Raw genomic sequence first — 17,864 nt, 5'->3', positions numbered from 1 at the left:
ACGTAAACTTGTGGCAGAAGTGAAGTACAAAATGGACCGACCACTGCCAGCCGTAACGCCGAGTCAGCCGGTCGAGCCAACCTTCCAACCCGACTGTCATATCCGCAAGGAGAGCATGGATGCAGATGGATGAGACCCTGAATGCCCTGACCGAACAGGTTGCGGCCTTCTGCCAGAAAGTGATCGCCCCGCGCGCCAGCGAGATCGATCAGAGCAACGCCTTTCCCCGTGATCTCTGGCCCCGGATGGGTGAACTGGGGCTGCACGGCATCACGGTGGCGGAGGAGTATGACGGGGTGAACCTCGGCTATCTGGCCCACGTGCTGGTGATGGAACAGGTAAGCCGCGCCAGCGCCTCGGTCGGCCTCTCCTACGGCGCCCACTCCAATCTCTGCATCAATCAGATCCACCGCCACGGCACGGCGGAGCAAAAAGCACGCTACCTTCCCCCGCTGGTGAGCGGCGAGCATGTGGGGGCGCTGGCCATGAGCGAGCCGGGAGCCGGGTCCGATGTGGTCAGCATGCGCCTCACCGCGGAGCGCGAGGGCGATCACTTCGTGCTCAACGGCAACAAGATGTGGATCACCAACGGACCCGATGCCGACACCTTCGTCATCTATGCCAAGACAGATACCAGTGCGGGCCCCAAAGGGATTTCTGCCTTTATCGTTGAAGCCGGCACTCCCGGTTTTTCTACCGCCCAGAAGCTCGACAAGCTGGGGATGCGCGGCTCCAGCACCTGCGAGCTGGTGTTCGACAACTGCCGAGTGCCGCAGGAAAACCTGCTGGGCACCCTGCACGGCGGGGTCAAGGTGCTGATGAGCGGGCTCGATTACGAGCGGGTGGTGTTGGCTGCGGGCCCCCTTGGCATCATGCAGGCCTGCATGGATGTAGTGCTGCCCTATGTGCGTGAGCGCAAGCAGTTTGGTCAAGCCATCGGCGAGTTCCAGCTGGTGCAGGGCAAGCTCGCCGACATGTATACCCGCCTCGCCAGCAGCCGGGCGCTGGTCTACTCGGTGGCGAGCGCCTGCGATCAGGGGCGCACCAGCCGTAAAGATTGCGCCGCAGCCATCCTGTTTGCCGCCGAAAACGCCACCCAGATGGCTCTCGACGCGATCCAGCTGCTCGGCGGCAACGGCTACATCAACGAATACCCCACTGGCCGCCTGCTGCGGGACGCCAAACTCTACGAGATCGGCGCCGGCACCTCGGAGATCCGCCGCTGGCTCATCGGCCGCGAGCTGATGGGAGAAAATGCATGAGTCGTATCCACTCCCGCCTCGACACGGCGAGCCCGGAATATGCGGCCAATCGGGCCGCCATGCAGGGGCTGGTCGATGATCTCCATGCCCGCATTGCCGAGATCGCGCAAGGGGGCGGCGCGGCCAACAACGCCCGCCATCAGGCCCGTGGCAAGCTGCTGCCCCGCGAGCGCATCAATCAGCTGCTGGACCCGGGATCCCCGTTTCTCGAACTCTCGGCGCTTGCTGGCTGGCAGGTCTATGACGAGCCGGTGCCCGCCGCCGGTATCATCACCGGCATCGGCCGGGTTTCGGGCCGGCTCTGCATGCTGGTGGTGAACGACGCCACCGTGAAAGGCGGCACCTACTACCCGCTCACGGTAAAAAAACACCTGCGCGCCCAGGCCATCGCCGAGCGGCTGCGCCTCCCCTGCCTCTATCTGGTGGATTCCGGCGGCGCCTTCTTGCCGATGCAGGACGAGGTGTTCCCCGACCGGGATCACTTTGGCCGCATCTTCTACAACCAGGCCCGCATGTCGGCCCAAAACATCCCTCAACTGGCAGTGGTGATGGGGCTCTGCACCGCTGGCGGCGCCTATGTGCCCGCCATGGCTGATGAATCCATCATGGTCAGGGAGCAAGCCACCATCTTTCTGGCGGGTCCGCCGCTGGTCAAGGCCGCCACCGGCGAGGAGATCAGCGCCGAGGCCCTGGGCGGCGCCGAGGTACACTGCGCCCACTCGGGAGTTGCTGATCATATGGCCCGTGACGATGCCCATGCGCTGGCCATCGCCCGCACGCTGGTTACTCATCTGGGTAACGAGCCGATAGAGAGCAGCCCCGGCTACGAGCCACCCTGCTACCCGATCGAGGAGCTCTACGGTCTGGTGGGCACCAGTCTCAAACGCCCTTACGACGCCCGTGAACTGATTGCACGACTGGTGGATAGCTCTGACTTTGACGAATTCAAGGCGCTGTTCGGCACCACTCTGGTGACCGGCTTTGCCCGTATTTGCGGCATGGAAGTGGGGATCCTCGCTAACAACGGCGTGCTGCACAGCGACAGTGCCCAGAAGGGGGCCCACTTTATCCAACTCTGTAATCGCCGCGCCATCCCACTGCTCTTTTTGCAGAACATCACCGGTTTTATGGTGGGGAGTAGCGCAGAAAAAGAGGGGATCGCCAAGCACGGCGCCAAGCTGGTAACCGCAGTGGCCTGCAGCCGGGTGCCCAAGATCACCCTGATCGTCGGCGGCAGCTTTGGTGCCGGCAACTACGGCATGTGCGGCCGCGCTTATGAACCCGATTTTCTCTTTAGCTGGCCCAACAGCCGCATCTCCGTCATGGGGGGCGAGCAAGCGGCCGGGGTGCTGGTGCAGGTGCGCCGGGACAAGCTGGCTGCCGAGGGCAAAGATTTGAGCGAGCAGGAGGCGGCCGCCATCCGTGCCCCGGTGATCGAGCAGTATGAGCGGCAGGGTCACCCCTACTACGCCAGCGCCCGCCTCTGGGATGATGGCGTCATTGACCCGGCCCAGAGCCGCACCGTGCTGGCGCTGGCGCTCGCCGCCTGTCAGGGTGCCCACATTGAACCCGAGCAGTACGGCATCTTTCGGATGTAAGGAGCAACCTATGTCAGATCCACTTACTTCCTCAGCACTTGGCTCTTCAACACAGGGCCCGTTTCGGCTGGAGCGGCACGGCCCAGTGGCCGAGCTGGTGCTGTCGCGCCCAGCCCGCCACAACGCCTTTGATGCCGACCTGATGCTGGGGCTGCTCGACTGCCTCGATGATCTGGCCCATCTCCATGGTCATGATCTCGCCGAACGCCCTCACGCCCTGCTGCTACGGGCAGAGGGCAAACACTTTTGCGCGGGCGCCGATCTCAACTGGATGCGCAATCTGGCTCACGCCGATTTTGAGCACAATCGCGAAGACGCCCGGGTATTGGCGCGGCTGATGCAGACCCTCGATGAGCTCCCCTTCCCCACGGTGGCGCTGGTGCAAGGGGCCGCCTATGGCGGGGCGCTGGGGCTGATCTGTGCCTGCGATCTGGTGTTGGCCAGCGATGATGCGCGCTTCTGCCTCTCAGAGGTGAGCCTGGGCCTGGTGCCTGCGGTGATCAGCCCCTACGTGGTACGCACCATGGGGATGCGTCAGGCGCGCCGCTACATGCTCAGTGCCGAGCCGTTCGATGCCATTACCGCCTGTCGGCTCAATGTGGCACACCAACTCTGCAAACCGGATCAACTGCTGGCGGAGGGGCGAGCGCAGGCCCTTCGTCTGTGCCGCAACGGGCCGGAGGCGATGAAAGAGACCAAACGACTGCTGGCGGCCATAGAGGCCCATCCTTCCCGCCTGCACGAAGAGAAAACCGTCGAGACCATCGCCCGGGTTCGGGTGGGGCTCGAAGCCCAGGAGGGGATGCAGGCCTTCTTCGACAAACGCCCTCCCGCCTGGCGTCCCCGTTTCAAGGATGAGACATGACCCATCACACTCAGATTAAGCGCCTGCTGATCGCCAATCGCGGCGAAATCGCTGTGCGCATCATCAAAACGGCGAAACGCCTTGGCATTCACACCATCGCCCTCTACTCCGATGCCGACGCCCATGCCATGCACACCCGTCTGGCCGATGAGGCCTGGCATCTGGGGCCCGCACCGGCCAGAGAGAGCTATCTCGACACCGGCAAGGTGCTGAAGATTGCCAAAGAGGCGCGCGCCGATGCTATCCATCCCGGTTACGGCTTTCTGTCGGAAAACAGCGATTTTGCCACCGCCTGCGAACAGCGCGGCCTGCGCTTTGTCGGCCCAAGCGGCGCCGCCATTCTCGCCATGGGCGACAAATCGGGCGCCAAGGCGCTGATGCAGGCTGCCGGCGTACCTGTGCTGCCTGGCTATCACGGCACGGATCAGCGGCCGGACTTTTTGCGCGATCAGGCGAGCCAGATTGGCTTCCCGCTACTTATCAAGGCCGCCAGTGGCGGCGGTGGCAAGGGGATGCGCCGGGTCGATCAGCTGGCCGACTTTGACGAGTCGCTGGCGGCAGTCAAACGGGAAGCCAAGGCCGCCTTTGGTAACGATCTGGTGCTGCTGGAGCGCTATCTGCCCCAAGCTCGACATGTGGAAGTACAGGTCTTTGCCGATAGCCTCGGCAACGCCATCTATCTGGGGGATAGGGACTGCTCCTTGCAGCGACGCCATCAGAAGGTGATCGAAGAGGCGCCCGCCCCCGACATACCTCCGGCTCTGCGCCGCGCCATGGGGGAGGCAGCCGTGGCCGCAGCCAAGGCCATCCACTATCAGGGGGCTGGCACCATCGAGTTCCTACTCTGCAAGGATGAGTTCTTCTTTATGGAGATGAACACCCGGCTGCAGGTAGAGCATCCGGTCACCGAAGCGGTGACCGGGCAGGATCTGGTGGCCTGGCAACTGGCCGTGGCAGAAGGCAAGCCGCTGCCACTCACCCAGGAGGAAGTGGTGCTGCGCGGCCATGCGGTGGAGGCGCGCCTCTACGCCGAGGATGTGGCGGCCGGTTTTCTGCCCGCCAGCGGGCCTATCCACTGGCTCCACTGGCCAGATGGCGTGCGTATCGACACCGGCGTCACCGCTGGCGATGAGGTGAGCCCCTATTACGATCCCATGATCGCCAAGCTGATCGCCCACGGCCAGAGCCGCGCCGAGGCGTTCGCCAAACTGGCAGATGCGCTGGCGGCACTGGATCTCGGGCCGCTGGTGCACAACGGCCCGTTGCTGCTGCGCCTGTGTGAAGAGCCCGACGTCCTGGCCATGGGCCACCATACCCAGTGGCCCATTCCCACCACAGCACAGCCCATTCCTGAGCTCGCCTGGCCGCTGGCAACCCTCTGGCTGGCGAGCCGCCCTGCAGGCACCTCCCCCTGGCAGCAAGCCTGCGGATTTCGGCTGGGGCCGGTTCGCTGCTGGACAGCGGCGGTGCGCATCGGTGATGAGCACCGGGTATTGACCCTTCACGATCATGGCGGCCAGTTTGAGTGGCAAGGGGAAACCCGTTGCCACCAAAGAAGTGACGACCATATCCGACTACAACAGGGTGGCGGCTGGCAACAGATCCCCATTCAGACGGTCGCAGGCTCGGAGGCAGCCTTCATCATGACCCTGGGGGGCCAGCGCATCCGCTTCGCGGCCGATGATCGGCAGCACAGTCACCACCATGATCAGGAAAACGAGAAGGCACAAGGCGCCATCGCCCCCATGCACGGCATCGTGGTAGCCGTGCTGGTCGAGCAGGGGCAAACGGTCAGCAAGGGGCAACCCCTGCTGGTGCTGGAGGCGATGAAGATGGAGCACCAGTTGCGCGCAGAGCGGGACGGGGTAATTGAGGCGCTGCAGTGCAAGCAGGGTGAGCAGGTGAGCCAGGGGGCCATGCTGGTGCGCTTTGCCGAAGAGATTGCCACACAGGAGGATCACCCATGAACCGATCACAGGACATCCGTGACGACAGGGTCAGTCTGGTGGAGATGGGGCCGCGCGATGGCCTGCAAAATGAAGCTGCGCCCCTCTCCCTGGTACAGCGGCTGGAGTTGATCCAGCGCCTTACCGACAGCGGCCTGCAACGCATCGAGGTGGGTGCCTTTGTCTCTGCCAAAAAAGTGCCGCAGATGGCGGACTCCGCAGCGCTGTTCGAGGCACTGCCGCGCAAGGGCTCAACCCGTTACGGCGCCCTGGTGCCCAATCTGCAAGGCTTGCAGGCAGCCATTGCCGCCCGCGCCGATGAGATTGGCCTCTTCACCGCCTGCTCCGACGGTTTTACCCGGGCCAATATCGGCATCAGCGTGGAGGAGTCGCTGGTGCGCTTCGCCCCGCTGGTGCAGGAGGCTCGCCGCCTCGGCATCAAGGTGCGTGGCTACCTCTCCACCGTCATCGCCTGTCCGTTCGATGGCCCGACCCGCCCGAAACGGGTCGCTGCCATGGCCGAGCAACTGCTGGATCTCGGTTGCCACGAAATTTCGCTGGGGGACACCATAGGCGTTGGCACCCCGGGCACGGTGGCCCCCATGCTGGATGCGGTGCTGCACGAGATCCCGGCGGGGCGACTCGCGGTCCATTTTCACGACACCTACGGCCAGGGGTTGGCCAACCTGCTACCCGCGCTGGAGCGCGGCATTCGCACCATCGACTGCTCGGTGGCGGGACTTGGCGGCTGCCCCTATGCGCCGGGCGCCTCCGGCAATGTGGCGTCAGAAGAGGTGGTCTACCTGCTACACGGCCTTGGCATGACGACGGGGGTGGATCTCGACAAACTGGCGGCCACCGGCCAGTGGGTGAGCGAGCAGCTCGCTCGCCCCAACGGCTCGCGGGTCGGTCAGGCCTTGCACGCCAATGCCGAACGGCTGCGTGCCCGCCTCTGTCAGCCACACGCCCAGCAACAGGAGTCATGACCATGTCCCGTTCCCTGCCCGGCAAGGAGATCACCTACAGCATCTCGGAGCTGGCCCACGAATTCGATGTCACGCCGCGCACCATCCGCTACTACGAGGATGAGGGGCTGCTCACCCCGCTGCGGGAGGGGCAAACCCGCATCTACAGCCACCGGGACAAGATCCGGCTCAAATTGACCCTGCGCGGCAAACGGCTGGGGTTTAGCCTGGCCGAGATCCGCGAGCTGTTCGATATGTACGACACCGACAAATCGAGCAAAACCCAGCTCCACTCCATGATCCAGCTGATCGATGAAAAGCGCGACGCACTGCGCCAACAACTGGAGGATATCCAGATGGTGATGGCCGAGCTGGAAGCCGCCGAACAGCGCTGTGTTAATTCCCTTAACAGCTTGAAAACTGGCGCAGATTAACCGAATCTGGGAGCAAGCTATTGCCCTGGGGATCCCATGAGATATTGGTGCTGGTTTTTGCTCTTGTTCAGCCTCTCTGGCTGGAGCCATCCCCTCATCAAGGTTGGCGGATACCCCTATGCCCCCTTTGTGGTCAAACTCTCCGATTCCCGCTATGAAGGGCTGACGCTGGACCTCATCGCCAAGCTAAACGAGATCCAGCAAGAGGTAAGATTCGTGTTTGTTCCCACCTCGGCCGCCAACCGTTACAAGGCGCTCGATCTGGGCCGTTTCTCGCTGATGCTGTTTGAAGACAGCAAGTGGGGCTGGGACACAGATAAATTCAAGATGACAGCCCCCTTTCTCGGTGGTGGTGAGGTCTATGTGGCCCTGAACAAAACGGGCCGGGATCAGCGCTTTTTCGATGACCCCTCTCGGCATCATCTTATCGGGGTGACCGGCTACCACTACGGCGTCGGCCAGTTCAATGCTGATCCCCTCTACCTGCAGCGCAAGCTCAATATCACCCTGGTCAAAGACAACGTCAGTGCCCTGCAAGCGCTGTTCAAAGGGCGTGGTGAAGTAGCCATTCTCAACGTTTCCTACCTTAACCAGTATCTGCTGGCCCACCCCGACACCGCCGACCAGCTGCTGATCTCGCAAAAATGGGATCAACAGTATCAGCACCGCGCAATCCTTCACCCTGAGGCCCCCATTACCCCTGCCCAGCTGGAACAGTGGCTGGCAGCGCTGCAACAAAAGGGTGAACTGGATCGCCTTTGGACAAAGTACGGCGTACAACAGCACGCAACCCCATGATTACTATCCAGCTTTTCTGTACCATGGCGGGAACCAAATGGGAGTGCACCAAATGAACACCACCGAGCCCGCGTCCCCCAAGCTCCGCCTGCTGCGCTACCTTGCCTACGCTTTCCTGCTGTTTCTTATCCTGATCACTCTGCTGCTGTGGCAAACCCCCCGTCTGGTCCAGCGCTATCTGCCCGGCTGGCTGGCTGAGCACTATGGCATGCAACTGACGCTGGGGGAGATTGACGTAGGGCTACGCAACCCTTCTCTGACCCTCGGCGCGACTGCCCTGCTAGATGCCAAACAGCAGCCCATCATCGGTTTTGAGCAGCTCTTTATCACCCCCGACCTGCAAGCCAGCTGGCAGCAAAAAGGGGTCGTGCTTTCCGCCGTCACCCTGACCAAACCCGTGGTGCTGCTGCAACGGCTGACAGACAAAAAGGGGGAGGTTCGACTCAATCTGACCGATGCGCTGGCGACCCTGCTCGCCCCTGCACCCTCCCCCGAGCCCGAACCCGAACCAGCCAGTGCACCGCTGCTGATCGACATTGCCAGCGTCAATGTCACTGACGGCCATGTGCGCTATCAGGATCAGCGCAAGGAGAGCGAACCCGGCTGGTTGCCGCCCCTCAATCTGGAGAAAGTGACCCTCAAGCTCGATAACCTGCGCACCAAGGCAAATCACCAGACCGCCTATCAGCTGAGCGCCGCCATCAACGGCAAAAGCAGCCTCGCCGCTCATGGCAAACTCGCTGTGATGAGCGGCATGGGTCAGGGCAAAGCGAGCCTCAAACAGGTCGACCTGAAACCCTTCGCCCCGCTCTGGGCACCCTATCTCAAACTGGATCTGGCCAAGGGCCACGCCAATGCAGAGGTGGAGTACCAGCTTAAAGAGGGCAAGCAAGGGGTGCTGTGGCAATTGTCCAAAGGCAAGCTGACGCTGGACAACTGGCAGCTTAAAAAACACAAGGGCGACGAATTTGCCCGCTTCGGCCAGTTGGCCCTTAGCGAGCTGGCAATCGATGGCCAGAAACAGTCGCTCCAGATCGGCAAGGTGACCCTGCAACAGCCCCTGCTCAAGGCCACCCTCAACCCACAGCAGGAGCTGGATCTGGCTGACTTGCTGATTGAACAGGCCCCCGCCAAGCCCGTCAAAGAAGCCAACACCGCAAACGAGGTGGCCAACAATGCGGCGCCCAAGTCGGCACAACAAGCAAAGACAGCCGGTAACGGCAAGAAACATGCGCCAGACAAACCCTGGCAGTGGCAGATCAAGCAGATCCTTATCGACAAGGGCGATCTCACTCTCACCGAATCGAGCAGCGGCAAACCGCAGGCACGCCAGCTCTCCGGCCTCAAGCTGGCGTTGGGGCCACTGGGCAGCAAGGGGGAGCAACCGAGCAAACTGACTCTGGCCACCCAGTTCAACCAGAGCAGCCCCCTCGCCTTTGATGGCCAACTGACCCTGACTCCTTTCACCTTAAGCGGCGACATCAACCAGCAGGGGCTGCCCCTGACGCTGGCACAGCCCTATCTGGCCGATCTGGTACGCATCAAGGTGCAAAACGGGCTGCTGAGCAGCAAGACCCGCCTTGATCTCGCCACCACCGCCCAGGGAGATCTGAGCAAGCTGACCCTGCAGGGGGGGCTCGATATCAACGGGCTCAAAGTAGTCGATCGGGCAGACAATCAGCGGCTGCTGGAGTTCAACACCCTGGCTCTCACCGGTCTGACGTACGACGGCATCAGCCAGCAGATGCGGATCAAGGACATTGCCCTGAACAAGCCCTTCGCCCGCATCGAGATCAACGAAGATGGCACCACCAACCTGCAACAGCTGCTGTTGCCGCAACCGGCGGCAGCAAAAAGTACTGAAGCAAAGGCAGGCAGCAAGGCTCCCGATTTTCGTTTCACCATCGACCAGCTGCGCACCGAGCAGGGCAACCTGCGCTTTGCTGATCGCAGTCTGAGTCAGGATTTTGTGGCCGATATCGCCTCGCTGGGCGGCCAAAGTCGCCATATCAGCAATATTCCAGGGCAACGCTCCGATCTCGCCTTCAACGGCAAGGTGGATCGCTATGCGCCAGTGACCATTCGCGGCGGTACCAACCTGCTGGTCGCCAACCCTATCCTCGACATCGCGGTCGCTTTCCACAATCTGGAGCTCACCACCTTTACCCCCTATTCGGGCACCTATGCCGGTTATGCCATCGACAAGGGGCAGCTCTCCATGAAGCTGCACTACAAGCTGGAGGGCAACCGGCTGGAGGGGGATAACGACATCACCATCAAGAAGCTGCAACTGGGCGAGAAGATCAAGAGCGATCAGGCCAAGGATCTGCCGCTGGGGCTGGCTATCGCCCTGCTAAGCGATGCCAACGGGGTGATACAGATGAACCTCAAGGTGAAGGGGGATCTCGATCAACCGGACTTCAGCATCGGCAATATCTTCTGGGATGTGCTGGGCAACACACTGAGCAAGGCGATCACCTCCCCCTTCTCCCTGCTCGCCTCGCTGGCCGATGGCACCGAAGATCTCGACGAACTCCCCTTCCTGCCGGGGGATCCCGATCTCACCCCCACCCAGCAGGAGAAACTGGTCAAGCTGGCGCAGGCCCTCAAGGATAGACCCAAGCTCAGCATGAACATTCGTGGCAAGGTCAACTTCAACGAGGAGCGCCCCATCCTGCAACGGCAAAAGCTGGAGCGGGTACTGGCCAAGCTCACCGGCAATCAGGCGGATCTCGACCTGCTGGAACAGGACTCAGCCCTGCAAGAGGCGCTGGCCCAAGCCTATGAAGAGCGCTTTGGCGAAGATCTGGATGATCTGGCCGATCGGCTCCATCTGGATGAAGAGAGCGCGGCACTGCGGGCCCAGGCGGTGATCCTGCTGCGAGATCAGCAGCTCATCACCGCCAAATCCCTGCGTAATCTCGCCATGCGCCGGGCGCAAAACACCAAGGAGTTTCTGGTCGACAGCCAGGGGATCGCCCCGGAGCGGCTGTTCGTGCTCGACAGCCAGGTCAAGGAAGAAGACAAGGAAGCCAAAGTGATCCTGACACTGGATCAGTGACGCCGCCGCACTGCGTAAAAGCGTAATAAAAATACAACACCTCAACTATTTTGACACCCTTTGCTCACCAAACAGCCTGTTCTGGTGAGCATTTGGCCTCTGATGCAAATAATCACGTAGTTTTTTTACGATTTATCCCCCTTGCCCCCTTGCGGGCGCGCCACAGCCTGCCTAAAATCGCGCGTCTTTTGTTAACCCCCACCTCTATTTTTGGAGAACGCCACGTGAGCGAAAAATTGGCCAACCCTGCCCCTCTGGGTCTGATGGGTTTCGGTATGACCACCATCCTGCTGAACATCCATAACGCAGGTTTCTTCCCCATCAGCGCCATGATCCTGGCCATGGGCCTGTGCTACGGCGGCATCGCCCAGATCATCGCTGGCATCATGGAGTACAAGCGTGGCAACACCTTCGGTGTGACCGCGTTCACCTCCTACGGCCTGTTCTGGCTGAGCCTGGTGTTCCTGCTGATCATGCCGACCATGGGTCTGGCCGAAGCCACTCCGCACGCCTACATGGGTTGGTATCTGCTGATGTGGGGCATGTTCACCCTGTTCATGCTGGTTGGCACCATCAACTACCCGCGCGCCAAGCAGTTCGTGTTCGCCTCCCTGACCGTGCTGTTCTTCCTGCTGGCCGCCCGTGACTTCACCGGCAGCACCCTGATCGGCACCATCGCCGGTTTCGAAGGCATCATCTGTGGCGCCAGCGCCATCTACCTGGCTATGGCCACCGTGATCAACGAGCAGTTCGGCCGCACCGTGATGCCGATCGGCGATCACAAGAAAGCCGCCGCCGTACAGCTGAAAGCCGCAGCCTGATAGGCAAGCCACTCAGATTGTGAAAAAGGCACCCTCGGGTGCCTTTTTGCTATCTTGAATAACCGTTTAACAGCTCGGTTATCAGCTAAGTGACCCGGCGTCCGCTTCTCCCGCCAGCAAGCGGGTCGCGGGGAAACGCAGGGCGGGATCCTGGCTAAAGAACTGGCTCAGTTGCCGGTATACCGCGGGATAGACCTGCTGCAGCCGCAGCGGATCGGTAAAGAAACATTCGCAGCTAACGGCGAAAAACTCCGCGGGATGTTCGGCCGCATAGGGATCGATATCGGTCACTTCGTCCCGGTCGAGCTGCTGGCACAACTCGTCGAAGGCGCTCTGAAAGGCCTGTTGCCACAGCTGGCTGCTCATCTGCCCCGGCAACGGCGGCGCACCGTCCGCCTCACCGCCCAGCATATCGAGCTTGTGAGCCAGCTCGTGGATCACCAGATTAAAGCCGTCCCAGTCGCCATCTTGCTGCAGTTCGCTCCAGGCCAGCACCAGCGGCCCTTGCGGCCAGGATTCGCCGGCGTTCTCCTCTTCAAACTCGCTCACCAGCCCGAACTCATCCTGCACCTCCTGACGCCGGGTGACAGGCTCGGGAATGATGATGATTTCGTGAAAGCCGCGATACCAGTCGATACCGAGATGAAGAATGGGCAACGCTGCCTGCAGCGCCAGCACCGCCTGTTGGCGTGGGCTGAGCTCTACCCCGATCAGGGTCAGGGTCTTGCGCTTGAGCAGCTGTTGCCCCAAGCCGATAAGCATTGTCTGCTCGGTGTCGCTGAGCCCTTGCAAGATGGGCACAGCCGCCAGCGCCTGACGCCACAGCGCCAACTCATCCTCACTCATGGGCGTTTGCGGGCGACCACCCAGCCATTTGAACCATCCCAGCACGCCTACTCCTTCTTTTGATGCAAAAAACAGGTCACAGCAGTTTGACGAACCGTTTCGGCCGCTCCTGATAATCCTGCGCCAGATAGAAACGGTGGGCCGCCTCGCGCTTGAGACTGCTGGATAGCTCCAGCTGGGCGCAACCTGCGGCCCGCGCCATCGCTTCGGCTCCCTTGAGCAAGGCTGCGCCCACTCCCGCCCCTCTTGCCCCTTCATCGACAACCAGCGCCGAGATCAGGCCCCAAGCTGGTGCAACATGCAGCGGTGCCAGCTTGTGCCACACCAGCACGCCGACCACCTTGTCGCCCTGGGAGGCGAGCAGCACAACGCTCGCGGGATCCGGCGCCAACAGGCGTGCCGTCACGTCAGCGCCTTCGGCAGGATACCCCAATTGGCTGAACAGGTGGGCGATGGCGCTCCCGTCGTCGGCCTCAGGGGGACGGATCGTCAACGTCTCAGGGTCATTTTTCATTGTTGGCCTCATGTTTGCTTTCCATTGTGTTACGCCCGTCACATTGTCTGGCGCAGATCAACAAGGAGGATCTCATCTTTACTCATAGAAAACGCTGCCTGCCATTATCCCCTCACCCTTGTCAATTCACAAATTTGCAACAAGGCAACATTTTTCGCTGGGAAGCACCGATACAACTCGATATGTTACAAGCCATGCATGGCGCGTGTTTGCGCTCTGCTTAACCCCTCAATCTCGCGCTCATTTGTTAACTGGATTGTTAACAAACAGGGCCGAAAACAGTGACAGAGAGCGAGGCCAAGATCTCGCCAAGACAGCGCCACAAACACAACAAAGGAGTTGTTGTACATGAATGAAATCGTCAATGCCATCAATGGTGTAATCTGGAGCCCTGCGCTCATCTACCTGTGTCTGGGAGTCGGTCTTTACTTCTCCCTGCGCACCCGTTTTTTGCAACTGCGTCATATCAAAGAGATGGTGCGTCTGATGTTTGATGGCAAGAGCACCGATGCCGGTGTCTCCTCCTTCCAGGCGCTGGCCATGACCCTGGCCGGTCGCGTGGGTACCGGTAACATCGCCGGTGTGGCCACCGCCATCACCTTCGGTGGTCCGGGCGCCCTGTTCTGGATGTGGATGGTCGCCTTCCTCGGCGCCAGCTCTGCTTTCGTGGAGTCCACCCTAGGTCAGGTTTACAAAGAGAAGATCAACGGTGAATACCGCGGCGGCCCAGCCTTCTATATCGAGAAAGGGCTTGGCATGAAGTGGTACGCCTGGACCTTCGCCATCGCGACCGTATTCGCCTGCGGCGTGCTGCTGCCGGGGGTGCAGGCCAACTCCATCGGTTCAAGCCTGCAGACCGCCTTTAATATCGATCCGAACGTCACAGCCGCCGGTCTGGCGCTGCTGCTCGGCTTTATTATCTTCGGTGGCGTCAAGCGCATCGCCAACTTCGCCAGTACCGTAGTACCCTTTATGGCGCTGGGCTACATCATCGTGGCTTGCGTCATCATCGCCCTCAATATCGGCCAGCTGCCGGGCGTGATCCTGCTGATCTGGAAGAGCGCCTTCGGTCTGGATGCCGGTTTCGGTGCCATTCTGGGTCTGGCCATCATGTGGGGGGTAAAACGCGGGGTCTACTCCAACGAAGCGGGTCAGGGTACCGGGCCGCACGCCTCCTCTGCGGCGGCAGTGAGTCACCCGGCGAAGCAGGGTCTGGTGCAGGCGTTCTCCGTCTATATCGACACCCTGTTCGTCTGCTCCGCCACCGGCTTTATGCTGCTGATCACCGGCCTCTATAACGTACAAGGGCCGGACGGCGCCGCCATCTACACGGGTATTGCCGGTATCGCAGCAGGCCCGGGCTATGTGCAGACCGCCATGGAGAGCATGATGCCGGGCTTTGGCAGCATTTTCGTGGCCATCGCGCTGTTCTTCTTCGCGTTCACCACCATCGTTGCCTACTACTACATCGCCGAAACCAACATCGCCTACATCAACCGCAAGATAAATCGCCCCTGGCTCACCTTCTTGCTGAAGATTGCGCTGATGGCTGCCACTGTCTACGGCACCGTCAAGACGGCAGATCTGGCGTGGGGCATGGGTGATATCGGGGTCGGCCTGATGGCATGGCTCAACATCATCGCCATCCTGCTGCTGCAAAAGACCGCCTTCACCTGTCTGAAGGATTATGAAGCGCAGCAGGCACAAGGGATTGACCCCGTATTCCACCCGGAGAAGCTCGGCATCAAGAACGCCGATTACTGGGTGGGCAAACGCTCCGAAGAGAACTTGGAGCGGGAGAAATCGGGCCATCAGTTCGAGCCGGATCAGGATCGCAAGCTCTCCTGAACCAGAACGACATAAGACATCAATAAAAAATGGCAGCCTCGGCTGCCATTTCTATTTCTTTAATTTCAATAAGTTACATTCAACCCAAGGAGTTAAGTGCCACATAAGGGGACACTTTATGACGTGAAAAGACACCAAAATTGGCAAAATGTGGACACTTTTTTCGGCCCATTCTCGAGGAAGATCAAGCTGGTTTAAGATGGTTTTCCAGCGGGTTAAAGCGGGACCGCATCATTCAGATAATCCGGTGCAAAGTGGGCGTATGTCATCGTCTGATGAAGTATCAAGTGGCCGCCCTCAAACGGTGGAACGCGCCCGTCTATGGATTTCGCGTTTGCGAGGCCCACCACGAAGGCACCCCGCACTGGCACCTGCTGCTATTTATGCGCCCGGAAGATCGCAACCGGGTGATCGGAACCCTACGACGCTATGCCCTGACCGATGACCACGAAGAGCTGGTACGGAATATCAAGGGCGCCCCACCCTTTACCGACTTTACTCCCCGCTTTGACTGGGAGGAAATCGATCCAACTAAAGGTGATGCCGCAGGCTATATCGCTAAATACATTGCCAAGAACATCGATGGCGCTTACCTGGACGATGACGAAGAAGCTGGCACCGCCGCAAATGAAGCTGCCCAGCATGCCGTCACCTGGGCCAGTTGGTGGGGCATTCGCACCTTCCAGCAGATCGGCGGCGCCCCGGTCGGGGTATGGCGCGAGCTGCGCCGCATCAGCAACGCCAAGAAGAATGCCGATCTGGTGGGCCCACCCAAGCCAGTGCTGCAAGACCCGCGCTTTGAGGCGGCTCGCTTTGCCGCGGATAACGGCATTTTTCGCTGCTACCTGCACGCCATGGGCGGTGCACTGGCCACCCGTGCCGAACACCCCATCAAGCTGGCCCACCTCATTGAGGAGCAGGCCAACAGCTATGGCGAAGACATCAAGCGCCTGATGGGCATCACCTCGGCTCGCCTGGGCATCAAAACGCGCCTGCAAGGGTGGGAAATTGTGCCCGCCGGCACCCATGAAGCCAGGAAAGCCGCCGAGGCTGCAGCGAGGGGGGGTTGGGGTTAAGACGGGCGACAGCCCGGCACCTTGGAGCTCTGACAATAACTGTACGCAGCCATATCCTGATGCCTTCACAGACCAGATCATGAGAGAACAATGGGGGCTATCGCCCTTCTCCATCGACCGATTGCGGGCAGGAGCCAGCATCACTGCGGACGGTTTCACCCTCTGGCTGGAGAACGGGCAGGTGCAGTCGAGCCGATCGCTACCAAGCGAGCCGGATTTGCAACTGGATGGACTACAGCCCGCCGAACAGGACCTGCCGAATGAATACACTGTACCAGAGGGGGATGAGGATTGGCCGATGCTGGTTGATTTGTGCGGCAAGGTCTACCAAGCACAAGGTCACACCGGGGCGCACCACTGGATCGAGATGCTGCCCGATCCCTATCAGTCGGAGATCTGGCGGGTGCTGGAGGGGCTGGACACCCCGGAGTGGATGCAGGAACAAGGCGACTACAGCGACGAGTGGGGATGAACAGCACGCAGAACGTCTGCCACAAAAAACAGGGCGTCAGGCGAATACACATGGACACTTGGCATGTGATAGTAATACTATGATTTTAAAATGATTTATTTATGGTGGTAACCGAAGTGATACTGTGCGGTATAGATATCTATATGAACGGATTAAAACCACCTTCCATCTAATCACTGTTATGTATTTTTTGCTGTAGGAGTCTTTAATGACAGCAGAACAAAGGTTTTTAGAGCAGTTCAATAAGAATCTCAGTAATAAAAAAAGAAAAAAGGTAAAGATCTTATCTAAAAGTCATGGGCTATTAGTTCCAACTGCACTTTACGGTAGTAGCAGAACTTCAGATGCCGAAATTCATGTTGTTTCTGCATTGCTCAAAGAATTCAATGGTATAGAGCTATATGCTTTCAAAACTATGCCAAACAAAGTTATATTGAGAGCTAAAACTCAAAATGGTCACCCAGTATTGATTCACCCTCAATATCGGGTTCCTAAACCTTTGAGGCTTAATGGAAAAAATTTAAAGAGGCAAGACTACTGGTATGTTGATCTGGCTATAGAAATCTTTGATAAAAATACTGAGTCGGTAGTTATTGGCATATGGGCAATGGAATATGACGGTCACCCAGAGCACTTTACAGAATCAGGTATAAAAAAGGACAGATTTCGTGACATGGTAATTAACACTGAAACGGATATTGTGTGTATTCATGTAACGAAAGAGAGGTGGGCTTCTGATCAAAATGAGTACATATCAAATATGTTGAGATTCATTGAACGACGCACTCGAGATGCCTCCTTTATGAGTTTATCCGATCTTAAATTAAGAGATGTTAACTTGGTGAGCTCGCCAGAATTAGAGATTGTGAACGACAATGGAACTATGCGAGCAATTTCTTGGGAGCTTGCAGCTCCAGAAGAAAATACATAACAAGTTGCTGCACGTGGAAAAATCACTCGCTACGCTCCTAATTTTACGGTGAGCAAAGTTTTAACTTTCTAGGAGAATCCATGAGTCCTTTACAAGACATCGATTTTAAATCAAACAACAACAAGAAGATGCGCGTAATGCTTCGGCAGGAACAGAACGGTTTCTTTGTTCACTTGCAAGAACTTATTATCGACGGGGCTTACGCTGGGATGTACTCGGAATTTTCTTCTCCCATGCATCGATTTACTGATGCCACGGTTTCATCTGAGCATTCAATAAAATCTCTTCGGCTATACTTGGGGTATTCTAACGATGATCTAAAAGAGGCTAATAACCCATACAACTGTGAGTTACTAAGCCATTCAGGTCAGGTGTCGGCTTTAAATAATCTCGGTTTGAAAATAACGCTTACCATAAACAAATGATG

The 17,864-nt window shown here is 59.1% G+C and carries 14 protein-coding genes and 1 pseudogene; 13 read left to right on the top strand and 2 right to left on the bottom strand.

What is annotated here, in order from left to right; all coding sequences use genetic code 11:
• Nucleotides 1–119 precede the first annotated feature (119 nt).
• The 9 genes from G5332_RS00925 (at nucleotide 120) to G5332_RS00885 (ending at nucleotide 11,750) form a co-directional block, all read left to right on the top strand.
• Nucleotides 120–1,262, top strand: coding sequence for an isovaleryl-CoA dehydrogenase (locus G5332_RS00925; RefSeq protein ID WP_100645989.1), 1,143 nt, complete (start codon nucleotides 120–122; stop codon nucleotides 1,260–1,262).
• Nucleotides 1,259–2,860, top strand: a complete 1,602-nt coding sequence (locus tag G5332_RS00920) for a carboxyl transferase domain-containing protein (RefSeq protein ID WP_421251741.1) — start codon at nucleotides 1,259–1,261, stop codon at nucleotides 2,858–2,860. Before G5332_RS00925 ends, G5332_RS00920 begins: the two co-directional genes overlap by 4 nt.
• A 10-nt stretch (nucleotides 2,861–2,870) precedes the next feature.
• Nucleotides 2,871–3,725: an enoyl-CoA hydratase-related protein gene (locus tag G5332_RS00915; protein ID WP_421251742.1), complete on the top strand. Its 855-nt coding sequence runs from the start codon at nucleotides 2,871–2,873 to the stop codon at nucleotides 3,723–3,725.
• The gene (locus tag G5332_RS00910; protein ID WP_421251743.1) at nucleotides 3,722–5,692 is read left to right on the top strand and encodes a biotin carboxylase N-terminal domain-containing protein; all 1,971 of its coding nucleotides are present in this window, start codon (nucleotides 3,722–3,724) and stop codon (nucleotides 5,690–5,692) included. The genes G5332_RS00915 and G5332_RS00910 overlap by 4 nt, the downstream gene beginning before the upstream one ends.
• Complete coding sequence (locus G5332_RS00905) at nucleotides 5,689–6,657, top strand: hydroxymethylglutaryl-CoA lyase (RefSeq protein ID WP_421251744.1); 969 nt, start codon at nucleotides 5,689–5,691, stop codon at nucleotides 6,655–6,657. The genes G5332_RS00910 and G5332_RS00905 overlap by 4 nt, the downstream gene beginning before the upstream one ends.
• Before the next feature lie 2 nt (nucleotides 6,658–6,659).
• Nucleotides 6,660–7,070: a MerR family transcriptional regulator gene (locus G5332_RS00900; protein WP_047436889.1), complete on the top strand. Its 411-nt coding sequence runs from the start codon at nucleotides 6,660–6,662 to the stop codon at nucleotides 7,068–7,070.
• Between the two features lie 36 nt (nucleotides 7,071–7,106).
• Nucleotides 7,107–7,868, top strand: a complete 762-nt coding sequence (locus tag G5332_RS00895; protein ID WP_319920705.1) for a substrate-binding periplasmic protein — start codon at nucleotides 7,107–7,109, stop codon at nucleotides 7,866–7,868.
• Between the two features lie 52 nt (nucleotides 7,869–7,920).
• Nucleotides 7,921–10,929: a DUF748 domain-containing protein gene (locus tag G5332_RS00890; protein ID WP_421311032.1), complete on the top strand. Its 3,009-nt coding sequence runs from the start codon at nucleotides 7,921–7,923 to the stop codon at nucleotides 10,927–10,929.
• A gap of 224 nt (nucleotides 10,930–11,153) precedes the next feature.
• A complete protein-coding gene (locus tag G5332_RS00885) occupies nucleotides 11,154–11,750 on the top strand; it encodes an acetate uptake transporter (RefSeq protein WP_005336948.1) in 597 nt (198 codons plus the stop codon).
• Nucleotides 11,751–11,831: 81 nt separating this feature from the next.
• Here G5332_RS00885 and G5332_RS00880 read toward each other — a convergent pair whose 3' ends face one another.
• Together G5332_RS00880 and G5332_RS00875 are read right to left on the bottom strand one after the other, a co-directional pair.
• Entirely contained in the window at nucleotides 11,832–12,596 is a 765-nt protein-coding gene (locus G5332_RS00880) for a zinc-dependent peptidase (RefSeq protein ID WP_421311069.1), read from the bottom strand.
• A 76-nt stretch (nucleotides 12,597–12,672) separates the two neighbouring features.
• Nucleotides 12,673–13,110, bottom strand: a complete 438-nt coding sequence (locus G5332_RS00875) for a GNAT family N-acetyltransferase (RefSeq protein ID WP_194496312.1) — start codon at nucleotides 13,108–13,110, stop codon at nucleotides 12,673–12,675.
• Nucleotides 13,111–13,458: 348 nt separating this feature from the next.
• Here G5332_RS00875 and G5332_RS00870 point away from each other — a divergent pair, with 348 nt between their 5' ends.
• The 4 genes and pseudogenes from G5332_RS00870 to G5332_RS00855 all read left to right on the top strand — a co-directional run bounded on the left by G5332_RS00870 (nucleotide 13,459) and on the right by G5332_RS00855 (nucleotide 17,862).
• Complete coding sequence (locus tag G5332_RS00870) at nucleotides 13,459–14,958, top strand: alanine/glycine:cation symporter family protein (protein ID WP_245094306.1); 1,500 nt, start codon at nucleotides 13,459–13,461, stop codon at nucleotides 14,956–14,958.
• Between the two features lie 290 nt (nucleotides 14,959–15,248).
• A pseudogene (locus tag G5332_RS00865) lies at nucleotides 15,249–16,506 on the top strand (replication endonuclease); the annotation flags it as partial.
• 208 nt (nucleotides 16,507–16,714) lie between these two features.
• A complete protein-coding gene (locus tag G5332_RS00860; RefSeq protein WP_421249230.1) occupies nucleotides 16,715–17,437 on the top strand; it encodes a hypothetical protein in 723 nt (240 codons plus the stop codon).
• Between the two features lie 80 nt (nucleotides 17,438–17,517).
• Nucleotides 17,518–17,862 (top strand): hypothetical protein, encoded by a 345-nt coding sequence (locus G5332_RS00855; RefSeq protein WP_421249229.1) that lies wholly within the window; start codon nucleotides 17,518–17,520, stop codon nucleotides 17,860–17,862.
• Nucleotides 17,863–17,864 lie beyond the last annotated feature (2 nt).

Origin of the sequence: Aeromonas sp. 603757 (assembly GCF_049171255.1) — a bacterium.
Classification (GTDB): domain Bacteria; phylum Pseudomonadota; class Gammaproteobacteria; order Enterobacterales; family Aeromonadaceae; genus Aeromonas; species Aeromonas veronii_A.
Note: the sequence above shows the minus strand (reverse complement) of the source record. Positions and strands in the feature narration are given on the sequence as shown.